The sequence below is a fragment of the Haladaptatus sp. CMAA 1909 genome, assembly GCF_043952005.1.
Lineage (GTDB): Archaea > Halobacteriota > Halobacteria > Halobacteriales > Haladaptataceae > Haladaptatus.
Genome location: NZ_JBIOAV010000001.1, coordinates 3,212,735 through 3,229,396, shown reverse-complemented (window position 1 = coordinate 3,229,396; position 16,662 = coordinate 3,212,735). Strand labels below are relative to the sequence as shown.

The window sequence follows — 16,662 nt, the reverse complement described above, 5'->3', positions numbered from 1 at the left end:
TCCTCTACGGCTGTGGCGGTTCGCCGTCCCACGCGTCGTGGTCCGTGAAGAAATTCAGCATGGCGAACTTGAGTTTCCCGGGCGCGATGTCGATCGTCTCCTCGCGTTCCTCGGGGGGAAACGTCTCCCGAACGCTGTACTTTCCCATTTCCCGGACGCTCTTTTCGGTGTAGCGTTTGTCGAGGAGGATGCGAACACCGAAGTCCTCCGGCGAGCGAATCACCCGCCCGAGCGCCTGCCGGGTCTTCCGAATCGTCGGAATCTCCACGGCGTAGTCCCACCCCGAGTTCCGTCCGGAACGGTCCGAGAACACCGTGTCGTAGGCGTCCTGCACCGCGTCCATCCGGTCGTCCAGATGCGGGTACGGAACGCCGACGACGACGACGGTTCGGGCGTCGTCGCCGTCGAAACTGACGCCCTCGGCGAGCGTCCCCCACAGCGAGGTGAAGAGGACGCCGCCGTCGTCCGACGTGAACCGTTGGCGAAGTTCCTCCACCGGTGTCCCGGCCTCGTCGAAGTACACGTTCGCATCGATCCGACTTCCCACGAGGTCGCGGTAGCGTTCCGCCTCGGCGTAACTGGGGAAGAAGACGAGCGTGTTTCCCGCGGTGAACCGGACCGCGTCGGTCAACGCGTCGGCGATGATTTCCTGCGTCTCCGGGTTGCTTCGTTCGCTCGCGAACAACGCCGGGGTTTCGGCCGCGAAGGTTCGACGGTTCTCCTCCGGAAACTGGAGTCCGTAGGCCAAGGTGATGGGATCCGCGAGTCCCAACACGTCCGACAGCACGTCGAACGGTCGAAGCGTCGCGCTCATCAGCACCGTCGCGTATACCTCGTCGAACAGGGCCTGTGTCACCTCGCGCGGGATACAGGTGTACAGTTCCGCCCGCCCGTACACTTGGTCCGTTCCCTCGTCGCGTCGAACCGCGGCGACCGGATACTGGCCGAGTTCGGCCCCCTCGTCCATGTAGGATTTGACGAACGCCGCGGCCTGCAACGTCTGGCACTCCTTTCGCGTCGTCGCGTCGCCCTCCTTGTACGCGTCCTCGTACTGCTGGTCGAGTTCCTTGGCGAGCGAGAGCGCGTCGTCCAACTCGGCGTCGATTCCCGTCCCGGAGTACTCCTGCAGGAAGTTCAGCGTCAGGTCGTCTCGTTTGTTCTCGTTGGCGACGGCCACGTCCTGCCAGTTCTCGCCGACCGCTTCGCGCTCGCCGAACCCGAAGGAGTCCTCGTAGGTGGCTTTCAGCGCGCGCTGAAACGCGGCGAGGACGTTGAAGCCCGCCTCGCTCCGGAAGTCATCGCTCTCTTGGAGTTCGTCGAGCGCGCTGTCGATCGTGTTCTCGGTCAACGTGCGCGAGGCGTGGTCCCGAGCGGTTCCCTCGATGTTGTGCGCCTCGTCGAAGATGGTGATGACGTCCTCCGGGTCGCGGCCCAACCACCGGAAGAACTGTTCGCGTATCATCGGGTCGAGGAGGTGATGGTAGTTGCAGACGACCAAATCGACGCCCTCCATCCCGTCCTTCAACAGTTCGTAGCCGCACAGTTGCTGTTGCTCGGCGTACTCGTAGATGTCGTCGGGCGTCCTAACGCCGTCGTAGAGCCACTGATAGAACTCCTCGGTATTTTGGGTGAGGTTGTTGTAGTAGTGTTCACAGACGTTCTTCTCTTTCAGATTCTCGACCTCCTCTTGAATCTGGTCGAGTTCGTCCATCACGGCGCTGCGGGCCTCGGCGGCGGTCGAATCGCCCTCCTGCATGTCCGAGAGCAGTTCGCTCTGGCGCTGTTCGAGTTCCTGCTTGTCGCGTTCCTTGTCGACGACTTCGTAGGTGTTGTCCCGCAGCACCTGACACTCCTGATAATCGACGTCGATGTGGCACATCGACCCCTTTCCCCGAAAGACGACCGCACGAAGCGGTTCCTTGCGCGTTATTTCGCGCGCTTCCGTGACGAACTGTCGCATCTGCTGGTGGACGTTGGTCGTGATGACGACGGTCTTGTCCTCCTCGCGCGCGAACTCCAGTGCGGGAACGAGCGACGAGAGCGTCTTTCCCGTTCCGCACGCGCCCTCGAAGAGCACGTCCTGTCCGCGTGAAAGTCCGTTGTAGATGCGGTCCATCGCCTCCTGCTGATTGTCGTAGGGGACATCGTACGGGAAGAACCGCATGTACTCGTTCGTCGTGGACACGATACGGGATATTCGCGGCTTGGTTCAAAAACCCTTGCCTACGTGAGAGAAGCGCGTGTTTTCCACCCGAAGCAAACCGATTTCGAGTGGGCTTAGACCACCGATTCCGACGCCGTCTCCTGCACTTCCGGTTCGATGTACACCTTCTTCACGCCCTCGTTGGTTTCGAACAGTTCGTTTTCGATGTCGGTGATGTGTTCGTCGATTTCGCCGGTGTCGAGCGTCGGGTCGAAGGCCACGTCGGCAGTGACGATGATTCGGTCCGGGCCGAAGTAGACGGTTCGGAAGTCGATAATTTCGGTGACGCCGTCCCATCCCTCCAACTGGGAGCGCAGTCGGTCCTCGTCCTCTTTCGGGAGACTTTCGCCGAGCAGGAGGCGCTTGTTCTCCCACGCCAGCGCGATGGCGAAGGACATCAACAGAATCCCGATGAGGAGCGCCGCGCTGGCGTCGTAAATCGGATTCTCGGTGACCTGCGACAGCCAAATTCCGAACAAGGCGAGACCGGCCCCGCTGACCGAGACGGTATCCTCCGTGAGCGCCGTCAGCGTCGAGACGTTGCTCGTCTTGTGGAACGCCTCTCGAAAACCGCTCCAGTTCCGTCGTTCGATCTCTAGCTTCATCGACCGGTACGCCTTGCTGAACGCGTAGCTTTCGAAGACGATGGCCCCGATAAGGACGGCATAGTTCACGTAGACCGGCGGAAACGCCTGCCCGAGCAACTGGACGGTTTCCCCGCTCACCGTTTCGTGGTGAACCAGCGCTTCGTAGCCGTGTTTCGCGCTCTCCCACCCCGCGATGCCGAAGAGGAGGACGCTCACCAGAAAACTGTAAAAGAACTGCGCCTTGCCGTAGCCGAAGGGATGGGCACGGGTCGGTTTCCGGTCGCCGAACCAGATACCGATGAGGAGAAACACCTGATTTCCGGTGTCGGAGATGGAGTGAAACGTCTCGGAGAGCATGGCCGGACTTTGGGTGAGAACGAAACCAACGAACTTCAGCACGGCAATCGCCGCATTCGCCACGAGGGCGGCGATTACGACGGACTTGCTTTCTGCCATTATGTCACTAGCGGCGAGGAGGTGTCAAAGTCCTTACGACGGAGACGGACGGGGTTGGGAGATAGCAAGAGCGTAAGGTGAGTGAGTAGGAAAGCGGTTCGACGCAAGAGGGAAAGCGAACGGCTTCCAACGTCGGCCCGTGATAACGATAGTTTCGGATACGCACAGCGCAACAGGCCACGAGTTGACAGGGCGAACGTTCGACGCCGTTCGGAACGCGGACCTCGTCGTCCACGCGGGTGACTTTACGACGGCGGCGGCGCTCGACGCGTTCGAAGCCGAAAGCTCGCGGTTGGTAGCAGTTCGGGGCAACAACGCGAGCGAAGCAGTCGAGGACCGCCTTCCGGCGGTGTGCACGTTCGAGGAGAACGGGATTCGATTCGCGCTCACGCATCGGCGACGGGGCGGAAGCACGGGACTCGAACTGTTCGGGAGGGAGCGGGGAGCGGACGTGGTGGTGTCCGGGCACACGCACCGATACCTCGCCGAGAGAGCCGGCGAGGTGCTGTTGTTGAACCCGGGGAGCCACGCACGACCGCGGGGACATCGGCCCACGCACATCGAACTCGAACCGACCGCGGAGGGCTTTGCTGGGAGGGTGTACGATCGGAATGGGGAAATCGTGGAGGAGTTCCCCGTTGAAGGGCTGGAAAGTTGATGGCGTATCGGGGGAGGGCCGAAGCAGGGCGGCTCCGTTTCATCCGATGCGGGGAGACATAATGTACTCACCGTAAGCTCAAAAAAGCGTTTTAGTTATCGATTTCGCACGAAATACACCCACGCAGAACCGAGCGCGAGGACGAGCAGACCGCCAGCAAAGAACAGCACGCCCGGCGGAATCGTCGCCAGCACGTTGCCCGTGGCGTCCGCCGCGGTGGCCGTCGATTCGGACGACGTTGAGAAGGTCCCCATCCCCCCACCGGACGGTTCGGCGGCCCTCTCGCCGATTCGAAACAGACCTTCGGAGACGGCGAACTGAACCGCAGCGCTGATGAGTCCGAGGAGGACGGCGACACCGAGGACGCGCGAGAGGACGTCTTTCAGTCCGGTCGTCTCTTCTTCCTTGCCGGCGAAGAGGATGAGCGGGCCGTCGGACGGGGCGTACACCGTCATCTCGCGGCCCTTCTCGGAGTAGATGGTATCGATAGGGGAGATGAGGTCCGCGTCTTCGAGCTTTTTCAGGTGATACTGAGCGTTCTGAAGCGACGTATCGGCACGGTCGCTCAGCTCGGACGCCGTCGCGGGTTCGTCGTGCAGTTCGGAGAGGAGGCTTCGCGCCGTGTCGGACGAGAGTGCGCTGAGTAAATCGTCGGCGTCGTCACTGTCCACCCCGAGCACTCGGGGAGTTCCACCCGAAGGAGGTTCCACGTCGGAACTGGAGGGCAAGAGGTCGGCCATATTTGTGCATATGAATCCGCTCGTCAATCAACTTTGTCACTAGGACGGCGAAACGAATTTGGTTCGTGGACTGATAGACGTTGTATGGAACCACTCGGAATCATCGGGAACACGCTGAATGACCCGCTGTTCGTCGCGCTTCTCGTCATTTTGCTCGGATTCGTCTTCTTCGTCTACCTCTTCATTCGCCGGACGCTCACGGGGTTTCAGGAAGGGATGCAGAAGGGTCAGCGTTAGACACTTATCGAGAGCTTGTCATCGTTTCGGCTATTGGCTAGTCGATACGAATTCGTCGAAAATAGTTCCACCGACACCCACGACGAGTCCGATCCACATCGTCGCCACCGCCCATTCGGCGGAAAGAACGGTGTGGCCGAGAAGTGCGATTCCGCCGAACAGAGTCAACGAGATACCGAGCAAGAGATAATCGGTCGTATGCATGCACCTGCGTGCAGATTCAACGATAAATTCTTTTGGAGGTCAGGGCGCGTCCCGAATCCGCGCCGCCGCCGTCTCCACGTCCTCGCGGTCCACGTCCCAGTGGGTACAGAACCGGACGACGTGCGTGCCGAACTCGGTCCCCAGAACGCCGCGTTCTTCGCATGCGTCGAGGAGTTCCGCGGCGGTAAGTCCCGCGTCCTCGGTGTCTACGAGGACGATGTTGGTTTCCGGGGATTGGACCGAGAGGCCGTCCACGTCGGCGAGATGCTCCGCGAGAACGCGAGCGTTTTCGTGGTCCGCTTCGAGTCGGGAGACGTTCTCCAGTGCGAGCAGACCCGGCGCGCCCACCACGCCCGCCTGTCGCATCCCGCCGCCGAGCAGTTTGCGCACCCGCCGGGCACGAGCGATGAACTCCTCGTCCCCGGCGAGCATCGACCCGACGGGCGCTCCCAGACCCTTCGAGAGACAGAACATCACGGAATCGACGTTCTCGACGATTCGGGACGGCGGCACGTCTAGCGCCACCGCCGCGTTACACACGCGGGCACCGTCGAGGTGGACCGGAAGGCCGAGGTCGTGAGCCGCTTCCGTCGCGGAATCGATTTTCTCGGGGGAGATCGCGACGCCGCCCTTGCTGTTGTGCGTGTTTTCGAGGGTCAGCAGGCCAGTTCCGGGTCGGTGGGCGTCCTCCTCGACGTAGCCGTCGCGGACCTGCTCGGGCGTCGGAATCCCGCGCTCGCCACCGTCGAGGGTCCGCACCTGAAGCGCCGAGTGTTGGGCCAGTCCGCCGAGTTCCCATTTATAGATGTGACTCTCGCGCTCGACCAGTATTTCCTGTCCCCGTTCAGTATGAACGCGTGCCGCGATTTGGTTGCCCATCGTCCCCGTCGGCACGTAGAGGGCCTCCTCCATTCCCATCAGTTCGGCAGCTGTCGCTTCCAACTCGTTTATCGTCGGGTCTTCGCCGTACACGTCGTCGCCGACGTCGGCCTCGCTGGCCGCGTTTCGCATCTCCTCGTTCGGTTTCGTTACCGTGTCGCTCCGCAAGTCAATCATGTCCGCCCCTTTCGCACCGGTGGACAAATAGTCGTGGGTAGGAGCAGGGTTTCCCCGAAGAAATCACATCGAAAGTGGTACCCAGTATCGGCGAAATTTTCCACCATGGACCAACGAATTCGGGACCACGCCGAGACGATAGTTGACCATTCCCTCGACATCGAAGCGGGCGATACGGTCGTTGTTCGTGCACCCTCGGGAACGGACGACCTCGCCGTCGCACTCTCGGAACTTCTCGGAAAACGCGGCGCGTTCCCGCTCGTCACCGCCGGTCGGCGGGACAGGAAACGGGCGGCGTTCCTGCGCTCCATCGACCCGGACGACCTCGAAACGCCCGAACACGAGCGCGCGCTGTTCGAAGCGGCGGACGCCATCGTCCACATCCGCGCACACGAGAACGCCTCCGACATGAGCGACGTGGACGCCAAAACGCACGCGGCGTACAATCAAGCGTACCAGCCCATACAACAGGAAATCCTCTCGTCCCGATGGTGTCTCACGCAGTATCCGTCGCCCGGAAGCGCGCAGCTCGCCGAGATGAGTACGGAATCCTACGAAGCGTTCGTCTACAGCGCGATGAACAAGGACTGGGACGAACAGCGCGAATTCCAGGAGCAGATGGTCGAGATTCTCGACCCCGCCGACGAGGTACGCATCGTCTCCGGCGACACGACGGACCTCACGATGTCCGTCGAAGGAATGAAAACCATCAACGACGAGGGGAAGAACAACCTTCCCGGCGGGGAAGTGTTCACCGCACCCGTCCCCGATTCCGTCGAGGGGGGAGTGCTGTTCGACAAACCGTTGGTCCACCAAGGCAACATCGTGGAGAACGTGTGGCTGAAGTTCGAGGAGGGCGAGGTCGTCGATTTCAGCGCCGAGAAGAACGAGGAGGTCCTCTCCGGGGTCCTCGATACCGACGACGGCGCGCGGCGACTCGGCGAACTCGGTATCGGCATGAACCGTGACATCGACCGATTCACCTACAACATGCTCTTCGACGAGAAGATGGGCGACACCGTCCACCTCGCCGTCGGCATGGCTTACGACATCTGCGTTCCCGACGACCGGGAACCGAACGAGAGCGCGGTCCACGTGGACATCATCGTCGACATGAGCGAGGACTCGTTCATCGAAGTCGACGGGGAAGTCGTCCAACGAAACGGCACGTTCCGGTTCGAGGACGGTTTCGAGGAGTAGGTTCAAAAACCGGAGGGGCGGGTGCGGATTTTTGCGGGAAGCGGTCACCGAGCGATTATATACTAGGCCGGGACCAACCCCGGCGTGACCTGACAACCGCCGCGCGAGTGGTCGAGGCGGGAGTGTGGCGCTCCCTCGCGCGAAGACGACTGTGCCATCTGTTCGCATCCGTTTACTGATAGGATACTCACGGGTACGACGGACGAAAAACGCTGTTTCGACTCACCGGGACGGCCGTCGAAACGGCCGCTCAACGCCGTGTTGCGACGCGTAATAGCTACAACCTATATATCTGTTGTGGCCCTGTGAAGTTAAGTGGATACGGTCGGAACACAACAAACGTGCCAAAAGTATCCTGTCCGGATTGCCGGCGGAAAATCGGGTTCCACGAACTGGAAACGAGAACCGTCGCCCAGTCCAGCGGATTCTCGACGAACTATCGCTGTCCGTTCTGCCGGAACGCTATCGAGAACGTCGCCGAGTTGCTGTGACTACGCTCCCGAAACGTCCGCTTTCAGGTGACCGCGAACCGGTTCGTTCGCACGCGAACACGCTGCATCAGTTCCGTAGCGCTTCGCACTGAATTCGCTGGACAGTGATCGGTGACACTCGACGGGCCGCTTAGTCGTCCAAATCCAGATCGTCGAAATTGTCCGCGAGGTCCGAGAGTACGTCTTTTGCATCCGATTTCGTGTCGTCGTCGATGCCGTCCATCTGCTCGACACTGTGGCCGCCGCTGTAGGCGGTTTGGATGGCGTTCTCGTTCAGCTGCCCGTCCGGACCGACGACGGGGAGGTTCAGGTCCTCGTACCGTTCCGGGTCGTCGAAGCCGGACGAAGAGAGTACGAAGTGACTGGCGATGTCCGACAGGTCGTCGGCGTCGAAATCCTTCTCCTCGGGAGCATTCCAGTCGTCGTCGGTCGTTCCATTGAACGTCGGTTCGTGAACGCTGTAGTCCGTCATCATCCACCGTTCCAACGAGGAGTAGTGTGAGAACTGGGGTTGCTACTGCAGGCTTCGTTTCCCGTGCAACGGAGCCACCGAGATATTTACCGGACGATCAACAATATTCGAACGATGGCAGAGGTGAGCCCGGACGAGAATCCATACGTCGAGGAACCGGAGACCGATTTCGAACCCGTGGCGGAGATGGACGAAGCCAGAGCGAGCGAGCAGGCAGCGCTGCTTCGAGAGGCGATTCGACACCACGACTACCGCTACTACGTCGAAAACGATCCCCGAATCGGCGACCGAACGTACGACGAACTCTTCACGCGACTGCAAGCGTTGGAAGAGGCCTTCGACATTCAAACGCCGGATAGCCCGACCCGCCGGGTCGGGGGTGAACCACTGGACGAACTCGAAACGGTGGAGCACGTCGCGCCGATGCTCTCCATCGAGTCGAGCGGCGAGGCGAAGGACGTCCGGGGATTCGACGACCGAGTTCGACGGGAAGTCGGCGACGTCGAGTACGTCTGTGATCCGAAGTTCGACGGGTTATCGCTGGAAGTCGTCTACGAGGAGGGCGAGTACGTTCGGGCCGCGACGCGCGGCGACGGCGAGACTGGGGAAGACGTGACCGAGAACGTTCGTACGATTGCGAGCATTCCACACCACCTCCGCGGCGACTACCCCGACTATCTCGCGGTTCGCGGCGAGGTGTATCTCCCGCTGGACGCGTTTACCGAGTTCAACCGCGAGCGGGTCGAGCGCGGCGAGGACCCGTTCGCCAACCCGCGAAACGCGGCGGCGGGGTCGCTTCGACAACTCGACCCGTCGGTGACGGCCGAACGCCCGCTCGACTGTTTCTTCTACGACGTGCTGGGTTCGAACGGCGAGTTCCCGACCCACTGGTCGGAGTACGATGCGTTGTCCGAGTTCGGTCTGAAGGTGAACGACCGCACGGAACACGTGGAGGACATCGACGACTGCATCGAGTATCGCGACGAATTGATGGCCGAGCGCGAGGAGTTGAACTACGAAATCGACGGCGTGGTCATCAAGGTGAACGACTGGGAGAAGTGCGAGGAACTCGGGATGACCGCACGCTCGTACCGCTGGGCGTACGCCTACAAGTTCCCGGCGCGCACCGAGCGGACGACGATTATGGACGTGACAGTGCAGGTGGGACGGACGGGGCGGCTCACCCCCGTCGCGCTCCTCGAACCCGTCGACGTCGGCGGTGTGACCGTCTCACGCGCCAGCCTCCACAACCCCGACGAAATCGCGGAGAAGGACATCAACATCGGCGACGAGGTGCAGATAAAGCGCGCCGGGGACGTGATTCCCTACGTCTCGGAAGTCGTCGAAAAGCACAGCGAGGGCCACTACGAACTGCCCGAGGAGTGCCCGGTCTGCGGAAGTCCGGTCGAGCGCGACGGCCCCATCGCCTACTGCACGGGAGGATTGGCCTGCGATGCACAACTTCGACAGGCGGTGGCGTACTACGGGAGCGACGACGGCCTCGACATCGAGGGGTTGGGCGAGGAACGGGTGGAACAACTCCTCGACGCGGGCCTCGTCGACTCTCTGCCCGATCTCTACGAACTGGACGAGGAGGACCTGCTTGAACTGGAGGGATGGGGGGAGAAGAGCGCGGAGAACCTGCTCACTGAAATCGAGAACACGAGACGACCCTCGCTCGGGGATTTCCTCTCGGCGATTGGCATCCCACGCGTCGGGACCGAAACGGCCCACGAGTTGGCACGCCACTTCGAGTCCATGCGAGACCTGATGAACGCGAGCGTCGACGAACTCGAATCCGTCCCGGACATCGGTCCGAAAGTCGCCGCCGGGATTCGGGAGTTCTTCGACTCCGAACGTAACCGGTCGGTCGTCGAGGAACTGTTGGAACACGTCGAACCCGAGCGGGAGGAAACGCCGGGGGGCGACGAACTCGACGGGTTGACGTTCGTATTCACGGGGTCGCTCTCCGAACCGCGGTCGGACATCTCGGCGCTCGTGGAGCGGCACGGCGCGAACGCGACGGGGAGCGTCTCGGGCAACACGGATTACCTCGTCGTCGGGGAAGATCCGGGACAGTCGAAGCCGAACGACGCGGAGGAAAACGACGTCCCGATACTCGACGAATCGGAGTTCCGGTCCCTGCTTTCGGAGAGGGGAATCGACCGCTAGAGGTCGGTGCGCTCGAAAACGTAGTATCCGACCGCGACGGGGACGAACAGCCAGAAGAGGAGGTAGACGACCACGAAGGCGTCGCTAAAGTAGATGGGGAGGGGTTTACCGAGCACGTTGGCGACGGCGCTTTGGTAGAGTCGGTTGAACAGCACGATCCGTGCGTTGAACTGACTCGGGAGGAGCAGGGTATCGACCAGCGTTTTGTACGCGGTTATCGGGTTGAGCAGTCTGATGAGGAGGATGGTCTTCACCTGTCCGGCGGTCCCCACGCCGGCGGACGACCCGAGGAAACTGGTGAAGCGATTGGCGAGACCGCTCCAGAAGACGAGGAAGGCGAAGTAGAGCGTGACCGCCGTGACCATCGCACGGCGACCGGTCTTCGCGGCCGCGGAAATTCCCACCGAGAGGCCGACGAAGACGAGGCCGAGGAGGATCGTGAGGAGTGCAAAGAGGAGGTAGTTGACGAGTCTGAACTGAAGGCTGGTCAACAGGAGGATGACCGCGGCGACGACGAAGCCGAGGAGGGTGGCGAGGCCCACGACACCGCTACGACCGAGAACTTTCCCGAACACCACGTCCTCGCGGGAGTGCGGAAGCGAGAGCATGAGTTTGAGCGTCCCCGACTCCCGTTCGCCGGTGATGGCGGCGTAGCCGATGACGATGGAGATGAGCGGGATGAGGATGGCCGTTCCCTGTTTCATCAGGTAAAGGTATTGGTCGGTGTTCTGCCCGGCGGCCCCGCTTTCGGATCCGCGTTCGATGAAGAAAGCGAAAATCGGCGGGACGGCGAACACCACGACGAACAGCGCCGTCAGTACCCACAGCCACCGGGACCGAAGCGAATCGCGGAAATCCTTGCGGGCGACGGACCGCCACGTCATCGTACCACCTCGTCCTGCGTGTAGGCCATGAAGAGGTCTTCGAGCGACGCCTCCTCGGTGCCGAAGTCCTCGACGGTCGTCCCGGCGGCTTCGAGCGTGGTGATGACCGTGGTCTTGTCCGCCGTTTCACAGTTCACGAACAGCACGTCGCCGTCCCGTTCGACGTCCGTCACGCCGTCGATGTCGCGGACCTGCTGGACCGCCGCCGGGGAAAGCGAGACGGTCCGGATTCGGAAGATTCCGTCGCTGCCGACGTTCCGCCGAAGCCCGTCGATGGAATCTTCGGCGACGAGTTCTCCGTCGCGGAGGATTCCCACGCGGTCACAGACGGCCTCGACTTGCCCGAGAAGATGGCTGGAGAAGAACACGGTCGCCCCCCTGTCTCGCTCCTCGCGGATGATTTTCCGCATCGCGAGCGCGCCGTTCGGGTCGAGTCCCGAGGACGGTTCGTCGAGGATGAGCAGATCCGGGTCGCCGACGAGCGCCATCGCGAGTCCGAGGCGTTGGGCCATTCCTTTCGAGTAGCCCCCCGCCTTTCGGTCGGCGGCGTCGAGGAGCGAAACCCTATCGAGAAGTGCGTCAGGGTCGTCATCCGCGTCCTTGGCTTCGATGGCGAATTCGAGGTGTTGCCTGCCCGTCAGGCGGTGATACACCGAAAATCCCTCCGGAAGGACGCCGGTTCTGTCGCGGATGGCGACGCTTTCGGCTCGGGCGTCGCGGCCGAGGACGGTGACGGCCCCGCTCGTCGGCCGAACGAAATCGAGAACGAGGTCGATGGTCGTCGATTTCCCCGCGCCGTTCGGTCCGAGAAAGCCGAACACCTCCCCCTCTTCGACCTCGAGGGAGAGGTCGTTGACGGCGGTGACGTCACCGTACCGCTTCGTCACGCCGTCGAGTCGGATGGCGGTCATAGTTTCGGATTTCGCCAACGCGCTTATAGCACTGTTGTTCCGTGCTACACGGTGTCACTTGGTTCACGTTTTTCCATTATCCGCGTCGCTTCGGTGGCGTATCGCTCCCGCTCCGTGTCGTCCGTGACGGGTGCTAATCGTTCGGCATCGACTTCGATCGCGGCGGTCGTCTCACCGCCGAGTCGTCCCGCCCGTTCCTTCCTGAGGTACTGCTCGCCGTCGGGTGTCGCGTACACCAAGGTCAGCAGGTCGCGGTCGTTGTACGTCCGCTCGACCAGCCACACTCGTACGTCGTCCATGTCGGGGCGTTCACGGGTATCGGATTTGTATCTGGCGAGGGGATCCGTAGCCGCAACCTTATTTATCGCGGTGATTGTCCCGGTAAACGATGGAACAGTCCCCGCTGTCACAGGCGTCGGACGATCGCCTGCTCGACATGCTCTTTGCGGGAGAAGAAATCGAGGAGGAAATCGAGTTGGAGGGCGCACGAATCGCGGTGACGAGTCATCGTCTGCTCGCGTTCATGCCCGACGGGGGTGAGAGACGATTCGATCACGAAGACCGACCGAACGTTCTCGATGCACGCGTCCAAGCCGCCGGTCGCCCGGATTACCTCTCGTGGAGCGTCAAGAGCTTCGTCTACGGCCTGCTCCTCGTGGGTTGTGGATACCTGCTCAACAGCAGCGGCCTGCTCACCGCATTCGATAGCGCGCGCTCGGCCGACCAACAGGCCCTCCTCGCCGTCCAGCAGATGGTCGGAACCATGGTGAGTGCGTTCTCCCTACTGGCAAGCATTCTGCTGCCCGTAGGAGGCGTGTTGATACTCGCCGCTCTCGTCTTCGCCGTCCTCTACTTCATGACGCGCTCGGACGAGTTGATAATCGAGCGTGCGGGGCGTGACCCGATACGAATCCCCGTCGATAGCTCCGAGGCGGAGGACGCCGCACACCGGATTCGAGCGGCGGTAGGGACAAGTTCAAAGCCGAGCGCCGACTAGTCGAAATCGATGGACGCGGCCACTGTCAGGGAGCGTGCAAGCGAGTTACCGCGCGAACCCGGCGTGTATCAGTTCTTGGAAGGGGAGACGGTTCGCTACGTCGGGAAAGCCGTCGACCTTCGGTCGCGGGTTCGGTCGTACGCCGACCCGCGGAGCAACCGCATCGGGCGGATGGTCGAGCGCGCCGACGTGCTGGATTTCGCGGTCACGGACACCGAGACGCAGGCGCTCCTGCTGGAAGCGAACCTCATCAAACGCTACCAGCCGCGGTACAACGTCCGCCTGAAGGACGACAAATCCTATCCGCTGGTGCAAGTGACCGGCCACGAGTTCCCACGGATCGAAATCACCCGCGACCCGGACCGCGCCGGAGCCACGGTGTTCGGCCCGTTCACGAACAAATCGACGGTCGAAACGGTCGTCAAGGCGCTCCGTGAGACGTACGGCATCCGCGGCTGTTCGGACCACAAGTTCGCGAACCGCGACCGACCGTGTCTCGACTACGATATCGGCCTCTGCACCGCGCCGTGTACGGGGGAAATCGGCGAGGCGGCGTACCTCGGCGACGTGGAAAGCGTCGAGCGATTTCTGGGCGGCGAGGATGGCGTGCTGACCGCGCCGCTCCGACGCGAGATGGAGGACGCCGCCCAAAACCGGGAGTTCGAACGCGCGGCCAACCTCCGCGACCGGTTGGAAGCCGTCGAATCGTTCCACGGCGGGGAGGCGGGAGCGATTTCCTCGCCGACGGACGAACGAACCGTGGACGTCCTCGGCGCCGCCGTCGAGGGAGAACGCGGGACGGTGGCCCGGTTGCACAGCGAGCGCGGACAGCTCGTGGACCGGGACCACCACTCGCTCTCAGTGCCGGACGGCGACGATGCGGCGGCGGTCCTCGGCGGGTTCATCCCGCAGTTCTACGCCGAGCGCGAGTTGCCCGACGCGCTCCTCCTCTCCGAGCGACCCGACGACGACGACGTTCTCGATTGGTTGGAAGCCGAAGGGGTCGCGGTCCGCGTACCGGGTGCGGGCCGGGAGGCGACGCTCGTGGACTTGGCGCTGAAAAACGCCCGCCGCGGTGCGGGCAACCCGGACGAACTCGGGGCGCTCGCGGACGCGCTCTCGCTGGACTCGGCCGAACGAATCGAGGGGTTCGACGTGAGCCACGCCCAGGGCACTTCGGTGGTCGGCAGCAACGTCGCCCTAGTCGGCGGTGCGCCCGAGAAAAGCGACTATCGGCGGAAGAAACTGACCGAGGCGAACGACGACTACGCGAACATGCACGACCTCATTCGTTGGCGTGCGACGCGGGCAATGGAGGGTCGCGACGAGCGACCCGACCCCGACCTGCTCCTCATCGACGGGGGAAAGGGCCAACTCGATGCCGCACGCGAGGCGCTGACGGACGTCGGGTGGGACGTACCCGCCGTCGGGTTGGCGAAGGCCGAGGAAATCGTCGTTACGCCTACCGGAACCTACGACTGGCCGAAGGACGCGCCGCAACTCCACGTCCTCCAGCGGGTTCGGGACGAGGCACACCGCTTCGCGGTGCAGTACCACCAGACGCTCCGCGACGACGTTTCGACGGAACTCGACGACGTGTCCGGCGTCGGCCCGCAGATGAGGCGAAAACTGTTCCGCCGGTTCGGGAGTTTGGCGGGGATTCGCGCCGCCTCCGACGACGAACTGCGGGACGTGGACGGCGTCGGCGAGAAGACGGTGGCGGCGTTACGCCGTCGATTGTAAGTCGGGCGTTGGTGAGTGGTGAGTGATGAGCGGTGAACCCCGAGCGCGCGACTACTCGCTCGTCCGTTCGAACGCGACCTCGTGAACTTCCAGTTCGTGAGGTGCGGTGAACATCTCCTTCGGCGGGTGGTCCGAGTGAGCCTCCTCGAACGCCTCGGTGTCGGTCCACGCCTCGAAATCCGCCATCGATTCCCAGTACGTCTGGGAGATGTAGGAATCGGTGTCGGCGTTGGCGGGCGTCAGCAACTCGAACTTGACGAACCCCGGTTGGGACTCCACTTTCCCCATGCTGTCTCGGAATCGCTCCACGAACTGGTCGGCGTACTCCTCGGCCACGAAGAGTCTATTTTCCACGACTATCATTGCGAGCGAAGCTTCACCGCATCTCGACGTAACTCTGTCCTCTGAAACTGACTCGATTAGTCTGAAACGGGTCATATTTCTCGACAGCGAACCGTTCGGGGTGGGGAACTGTTATGCGAACTGAACGACAATCGAGTAGCATGGATAACCCGTTCTACACCCTCGGCAAGACGACGGCGGGAGTGAGCGCGGGGAAGACCCTCCTCGCAATCGGTTTCGCCGTGTTCTTCGTCCTCGCCCTTCCGTTCCTCGATCCGGCGGCGATAGCGGGACTTCTCCTGCTCGCCCTCGCGGTCGTAACCGTCAACAGCGCCGTGGAGATCGTCGGCCCGTACGAGAAACGCGCGCTGACCGTGTTCGGCGAGTACCGCCGCCTCCTCGACCCCGGCATTCACTTCATCCCGCCGTTCGTGAGCGCCACGAGGCGCTTCGACATGCGAACACGGGTGTTCGACGTGCCAAAACAGGAGGCCATCACGCAGGACAACTCTCCCGTCATCGCGGATGCAGTCCTCTACGTTCGCGTCATGGACCCCGAACGGGCGTTCCTCGGCGTGGACGACTACGAACGCGCCGTCTCGAACCTCGGTCAGACCACCCTCCGCGCCGTCATCGGCGACATGAAACTGGACGAGACGCTGTCGCGCCGGGACGTCATCAACACGCGAATCCGCGAGGAAATCGACCCGCCGACGGACGACTGGGGCGTTCGGGTCGAGAGCGTCGAGGTTCGCGAAGTGATGCCGAGTCGGGCCGTCACCGGCGCGATGGAACAACAGACGAGCGCGGAGCGGAAACGCCGCGCCATGATCCTCGAAGCACAGGGGGAGCGTCGCGGTGCCATCGAGAAGGCGGAGGGTGACAAGTCCTCGAACATCATCCGCGCGCAAGGTGAAAAACAGAGCCAAATTCTCGAAGCGCAGGGTGATGCCGTCTCGACCGTGCTGCGCGCGAAGTCGGCCCAGTCGATGGGCGAACGTGCCGTCATCGAGAAGGGTATGGAGACGCTCCAGAGCATCGGCGAGGGGGAATCCACGACGTTCGTCCTGCCGCAGGAACTCTCCTCGCTCGTCGGCCGGTATGGCAAACACCTCACCGGCAGCGACGTGCGCGACGACGCGGAACTCCTCGAATCGAACGATTTCGACCCCGAGACCCGAGAACTGCTCGGGTTGGACGACATCGAGGAGACGCTTTCCGAACTCGACAACGACGTGGACGAAATTCCGCAAGTCGGTGCGGAAGTCGACCCCGAGTCGAACTGATTCGGGCGAAAACGACCCCTGTT

The 16,662-nt window shown here is 62.4% G+C and carries 18 protein-coding genes; 8 read left to right on the top strand and 10 right to left on the bottom strand.

What is annotated here, in order from left to right:
• Window positions 1-4: 4 nt before the first annotated feature.
• On the bottom strand, window positions 5-2,185 hold the full coding sequence (locus tag ACGYLY_RS17430) for an ATP-dependent DNA helicase (RefSeq protein WP_395283390.1): 2,181 nt from the start codon (window positions 2,183-2,185) through the stop codon (window positions 5-7).
• 92 nt (window positions 2,186-2,277) lie between these two features.
• Window positions 2,278-3,246 carry a cation diffusion facilitator family transporter gene (locus ACGYLY_RS17425; protein WP_395283389.1) on the bottom strand — a complete coding sequence of 323 codons (969 nt, stop codon included), beginning with the start codon at window positions 3,244-3,246 and terminating at the stop codon, window positions 2,278-2,280.
• Window positions 3,247-3,385: 139 nt separating this feature from the next.
• Between ACGYLY_RS17425 and ACGYLY_RS17420 the strand changes: the two genes are divergently transcribed.
• Window positions 3,386-3,904, top strand: a complete 519-nt coding sequence (locus ACGYLY_RS17420; RefSeq protein WP_395283388.1) for a metallophosphoesterase — start codon at window positions 3,386-3,388, stop codon at window positions 3,902-3,904.
• Between the two features lie 95 nt (window positions 3,905-3,999).
• Here ACGYLY_RS17420 and ACGYLY_RS17415 read toward each other — a convergent pair whose 3' ends face one another.
• Entirely contained in the window at window positions 4,000-4,644 is a 645-nt protein-coding gene (locus ACGYLY_RS17415) for an ArsR/SmtB family transcription factor (RefSeq protein WP_395283387.1), read from the bottom strand.
• Window positions 4,645-4,728: 84 nt separating this feature from the next.
• Between ACGYLY_RS17415 and ACGYLY_RS17410 the strand changes: the two genes are divergently transcribed.
• The gene (locus ACGYLY_RS17410) at window positions 4,729-4,881 is read left to right on the top strand and encodes a hypothetical protein (RefSeq protein ID WP_231185637.1); all 153 of its coding nucleotides are present in this window, start codon (window positions 4,729-4,731) and stop codon (window positions 4,879-4,881) included.
• A 30-nt stretch (window positions 4,882-4,911) separates the two neighbouring features.
• Here the strand turns inward: ACGYLY_RS17410 and ACGYLY_RS17405 are convergent, their stop codons facing one another.
• Window positions 4,912-5,085, bottom strand: a complete 174-nt coding sequence (locus ACGYLY_RS17405) for a hypothetical protein (protein ID WP_395283386.1) — start codon at window positions 5,083-5,085, stop codon at window positions 4,912-4,914.
• Between the two features lie 39 nt (window positions 5,086-5,124).
• Window positions 5,125-6,141, bottom strand: a complete 1,017-nt coding sequence (locus ACGYLY_RS17400) for a threonine aldolase family protein (protein ID WP_395283385.1) — start codon at window positions 6,139-6,141, stop codon at window positions 5,125-5,127.
• Between the two features lie 105 nt (window positions 6,142-6,246).
• On the opposite strand from ACGYLY_RS17400, the gene ACGYLY_RS17395 reads away from it, so the two are divergent.
• Both ACGYLY_RS17395 and ACGYLY_RS17390 read left to right on the top strand, forming a co-directional pair.
• The gene (locus ACGYLY_RS17395) at window positions 6,247-7,341 is read left to right on the top strand and encodes an aminopeptidase (RefSeq protein WP_395283384.1); all 1,095 of its coding nucleotides are present in this window, start codon (window positions 6,247-6,249) and stop codon (window positions 7,339-7,341) included.
• Between the two features lie 341 nt (window positions 7,342-7,682).
• On the top strand, window positions 7,683-7,832 hold the full coding sequence (locus tag ACGYLY_RS17390; RefSeq protein ID WP_231185642.1) for a hypothetical protein: 150 nt from the start codon (window positions 7,683-7,685) through the stop codon (window positions 7,830-7,832).
• A 130-nt stretch (window positions 7,833-7,962) separates the two neighbouring features.
• Here ACGYLY_RS17390 and ACGYLY_RS17385 read toward each other — a convergent pair whose 3' ends face one another.
• Window positions 7,963-8,304, bottom strand: a complete 342-nt coding sequence (locus ACGYLY_RS17385; protein ID WP_395283383.1) for a hypothetical protein — start codon at window positions 8,302-8,304, stop codon at window positions 7,963-7,965.
• A 114-nt stretch (window positions 8,305-8,418) separates the two neighbouring features.
• On the opposite strand from ACGYLY_RS17385, the gene ligA reads away from it, so the two are divergent.
• On the top strand, window positions 8,419-10,476 hold the full coding sequence (ligA, locus tag ACGYLY_RS17380; protein ID WP_395283382.1) for an NAD-dependent DNA ligase LigA: 2,058 nt from the start codon (window positions 8,419-8,421) through the stop codon (window positions 10,474-10,476).
• Here ligA and ACGYLY_RS17375 read toward each other — a convergent pair.
• Genes ACGYLY_RS17375 through ACGYLY_RS17365 form a run of 3 tightly spaced genes read right to left on the bottom strand, consistent with a single transcriptional unit; the run spans window position 10,473 to window position 12,570 of the window.
• Window positions 10,473-11,360, bottom strand: a complete 888-nt coding sequence (locus ACGYLY_RS17375) for an ABC transporter permease (RefSeq protein WP_395283381.1) — start codon at window positions 11,358-11,360, stop codon at window positions 10,473-10,475. The two genes, ligA and ACGYLY_RS17375, sit on opposite strands and share 4 nt — an antisense overlap.
• Window positions 11,357-12,271, bottom strand: a complete 915-nt coding sequence (locus ACGYLY_RS17370; RefSeq protein ID WP_395283380.1) for an ATP-binding cassette domain-containing protein — start codon at window positions 12,269-12,271, stop codon at window positions 11,357-11,359. The genes ACGYLY_RS17375 and ACGYLY_RS17370 overlap by 4 nt, the downstream gene beginning before the upstream one ends.
• 44 nt (window positions 12,272-12,315) lie before the next feature.
• A complete protein-coding gene (locus tag ACGYLY_RS17365; RefSeq protein ID WP_395283379.1) occupies window positions 12,316-12,570 on the bottom strand; it encodes a hypothetical protein in 255 nt (84 codons plus the stop codon).
• Between the two features lie 89 nt (window positions 12,571-12,659).
• Between ACGYLY_RS17365 and ACGYLY_RS17360 the strand changes: the two genes are divergently transcribed.
• Together ACGYLY_RS17360 and ACGYLY_RS17355 are read left to right on the top strand one after the other, a co-directional pair.
• A complete protein-coding gene (locus ACGYLY_RS17360; RefSeq protein ID WP_395283378.1) occupies window positions 12,660-13,268 on the top strand; it encodes a hypothetical protein in 609 nt (202 codons plus the stop codon).
• 9 nt (window positions 13,269-13,277) lie between these two features.
• A complete protein-coding gene (locus ACGYLY_RS17355; protein WP_395283377.1) occupies window positions 13,278-15,011 on the top strand; it encodes an excinuclease ABC subunit C in 1,734 nt (577 codons plus the stop codon).
• Between the two features lie 51 nt (window positions 15,012-15,062).
• Here ACGYLY_RS17355 and ACGYLY_RS17350 read toward each other — a convergent pair whose 3' ends face one another.
• On the bottom strand, window positions 15,063-15,374 hold the full coding sequence (locus ACGYLY_RS17350) for an antibiotic biosynthesis monooxygenase (protein ID WP_231185659.1): 312 nt from the start codon (window positions 15,372-15,374) through the stop codon (window positions 15,063-15,065).
• Window positions 15,375-15,514: 140 nt separating this feature from the next.
• Between ACGYLY_RS17350 and ACGYLY_RS17345 the strand changes: the two genes are divergently transcribed.
• On the top strand, window positions 15,515-16,639 hold the full coding sequence (locus ACGYLY_RS17345) for an SPFH domain-containing protein (protein WP_395283376.1): 1,125 nt from the start codon (window positions 15,515-15,517) through the stop codon (window positions 16,637-16,639).
• Window positions 16,640-16,662: the final 23 nt, after the last annotated feature.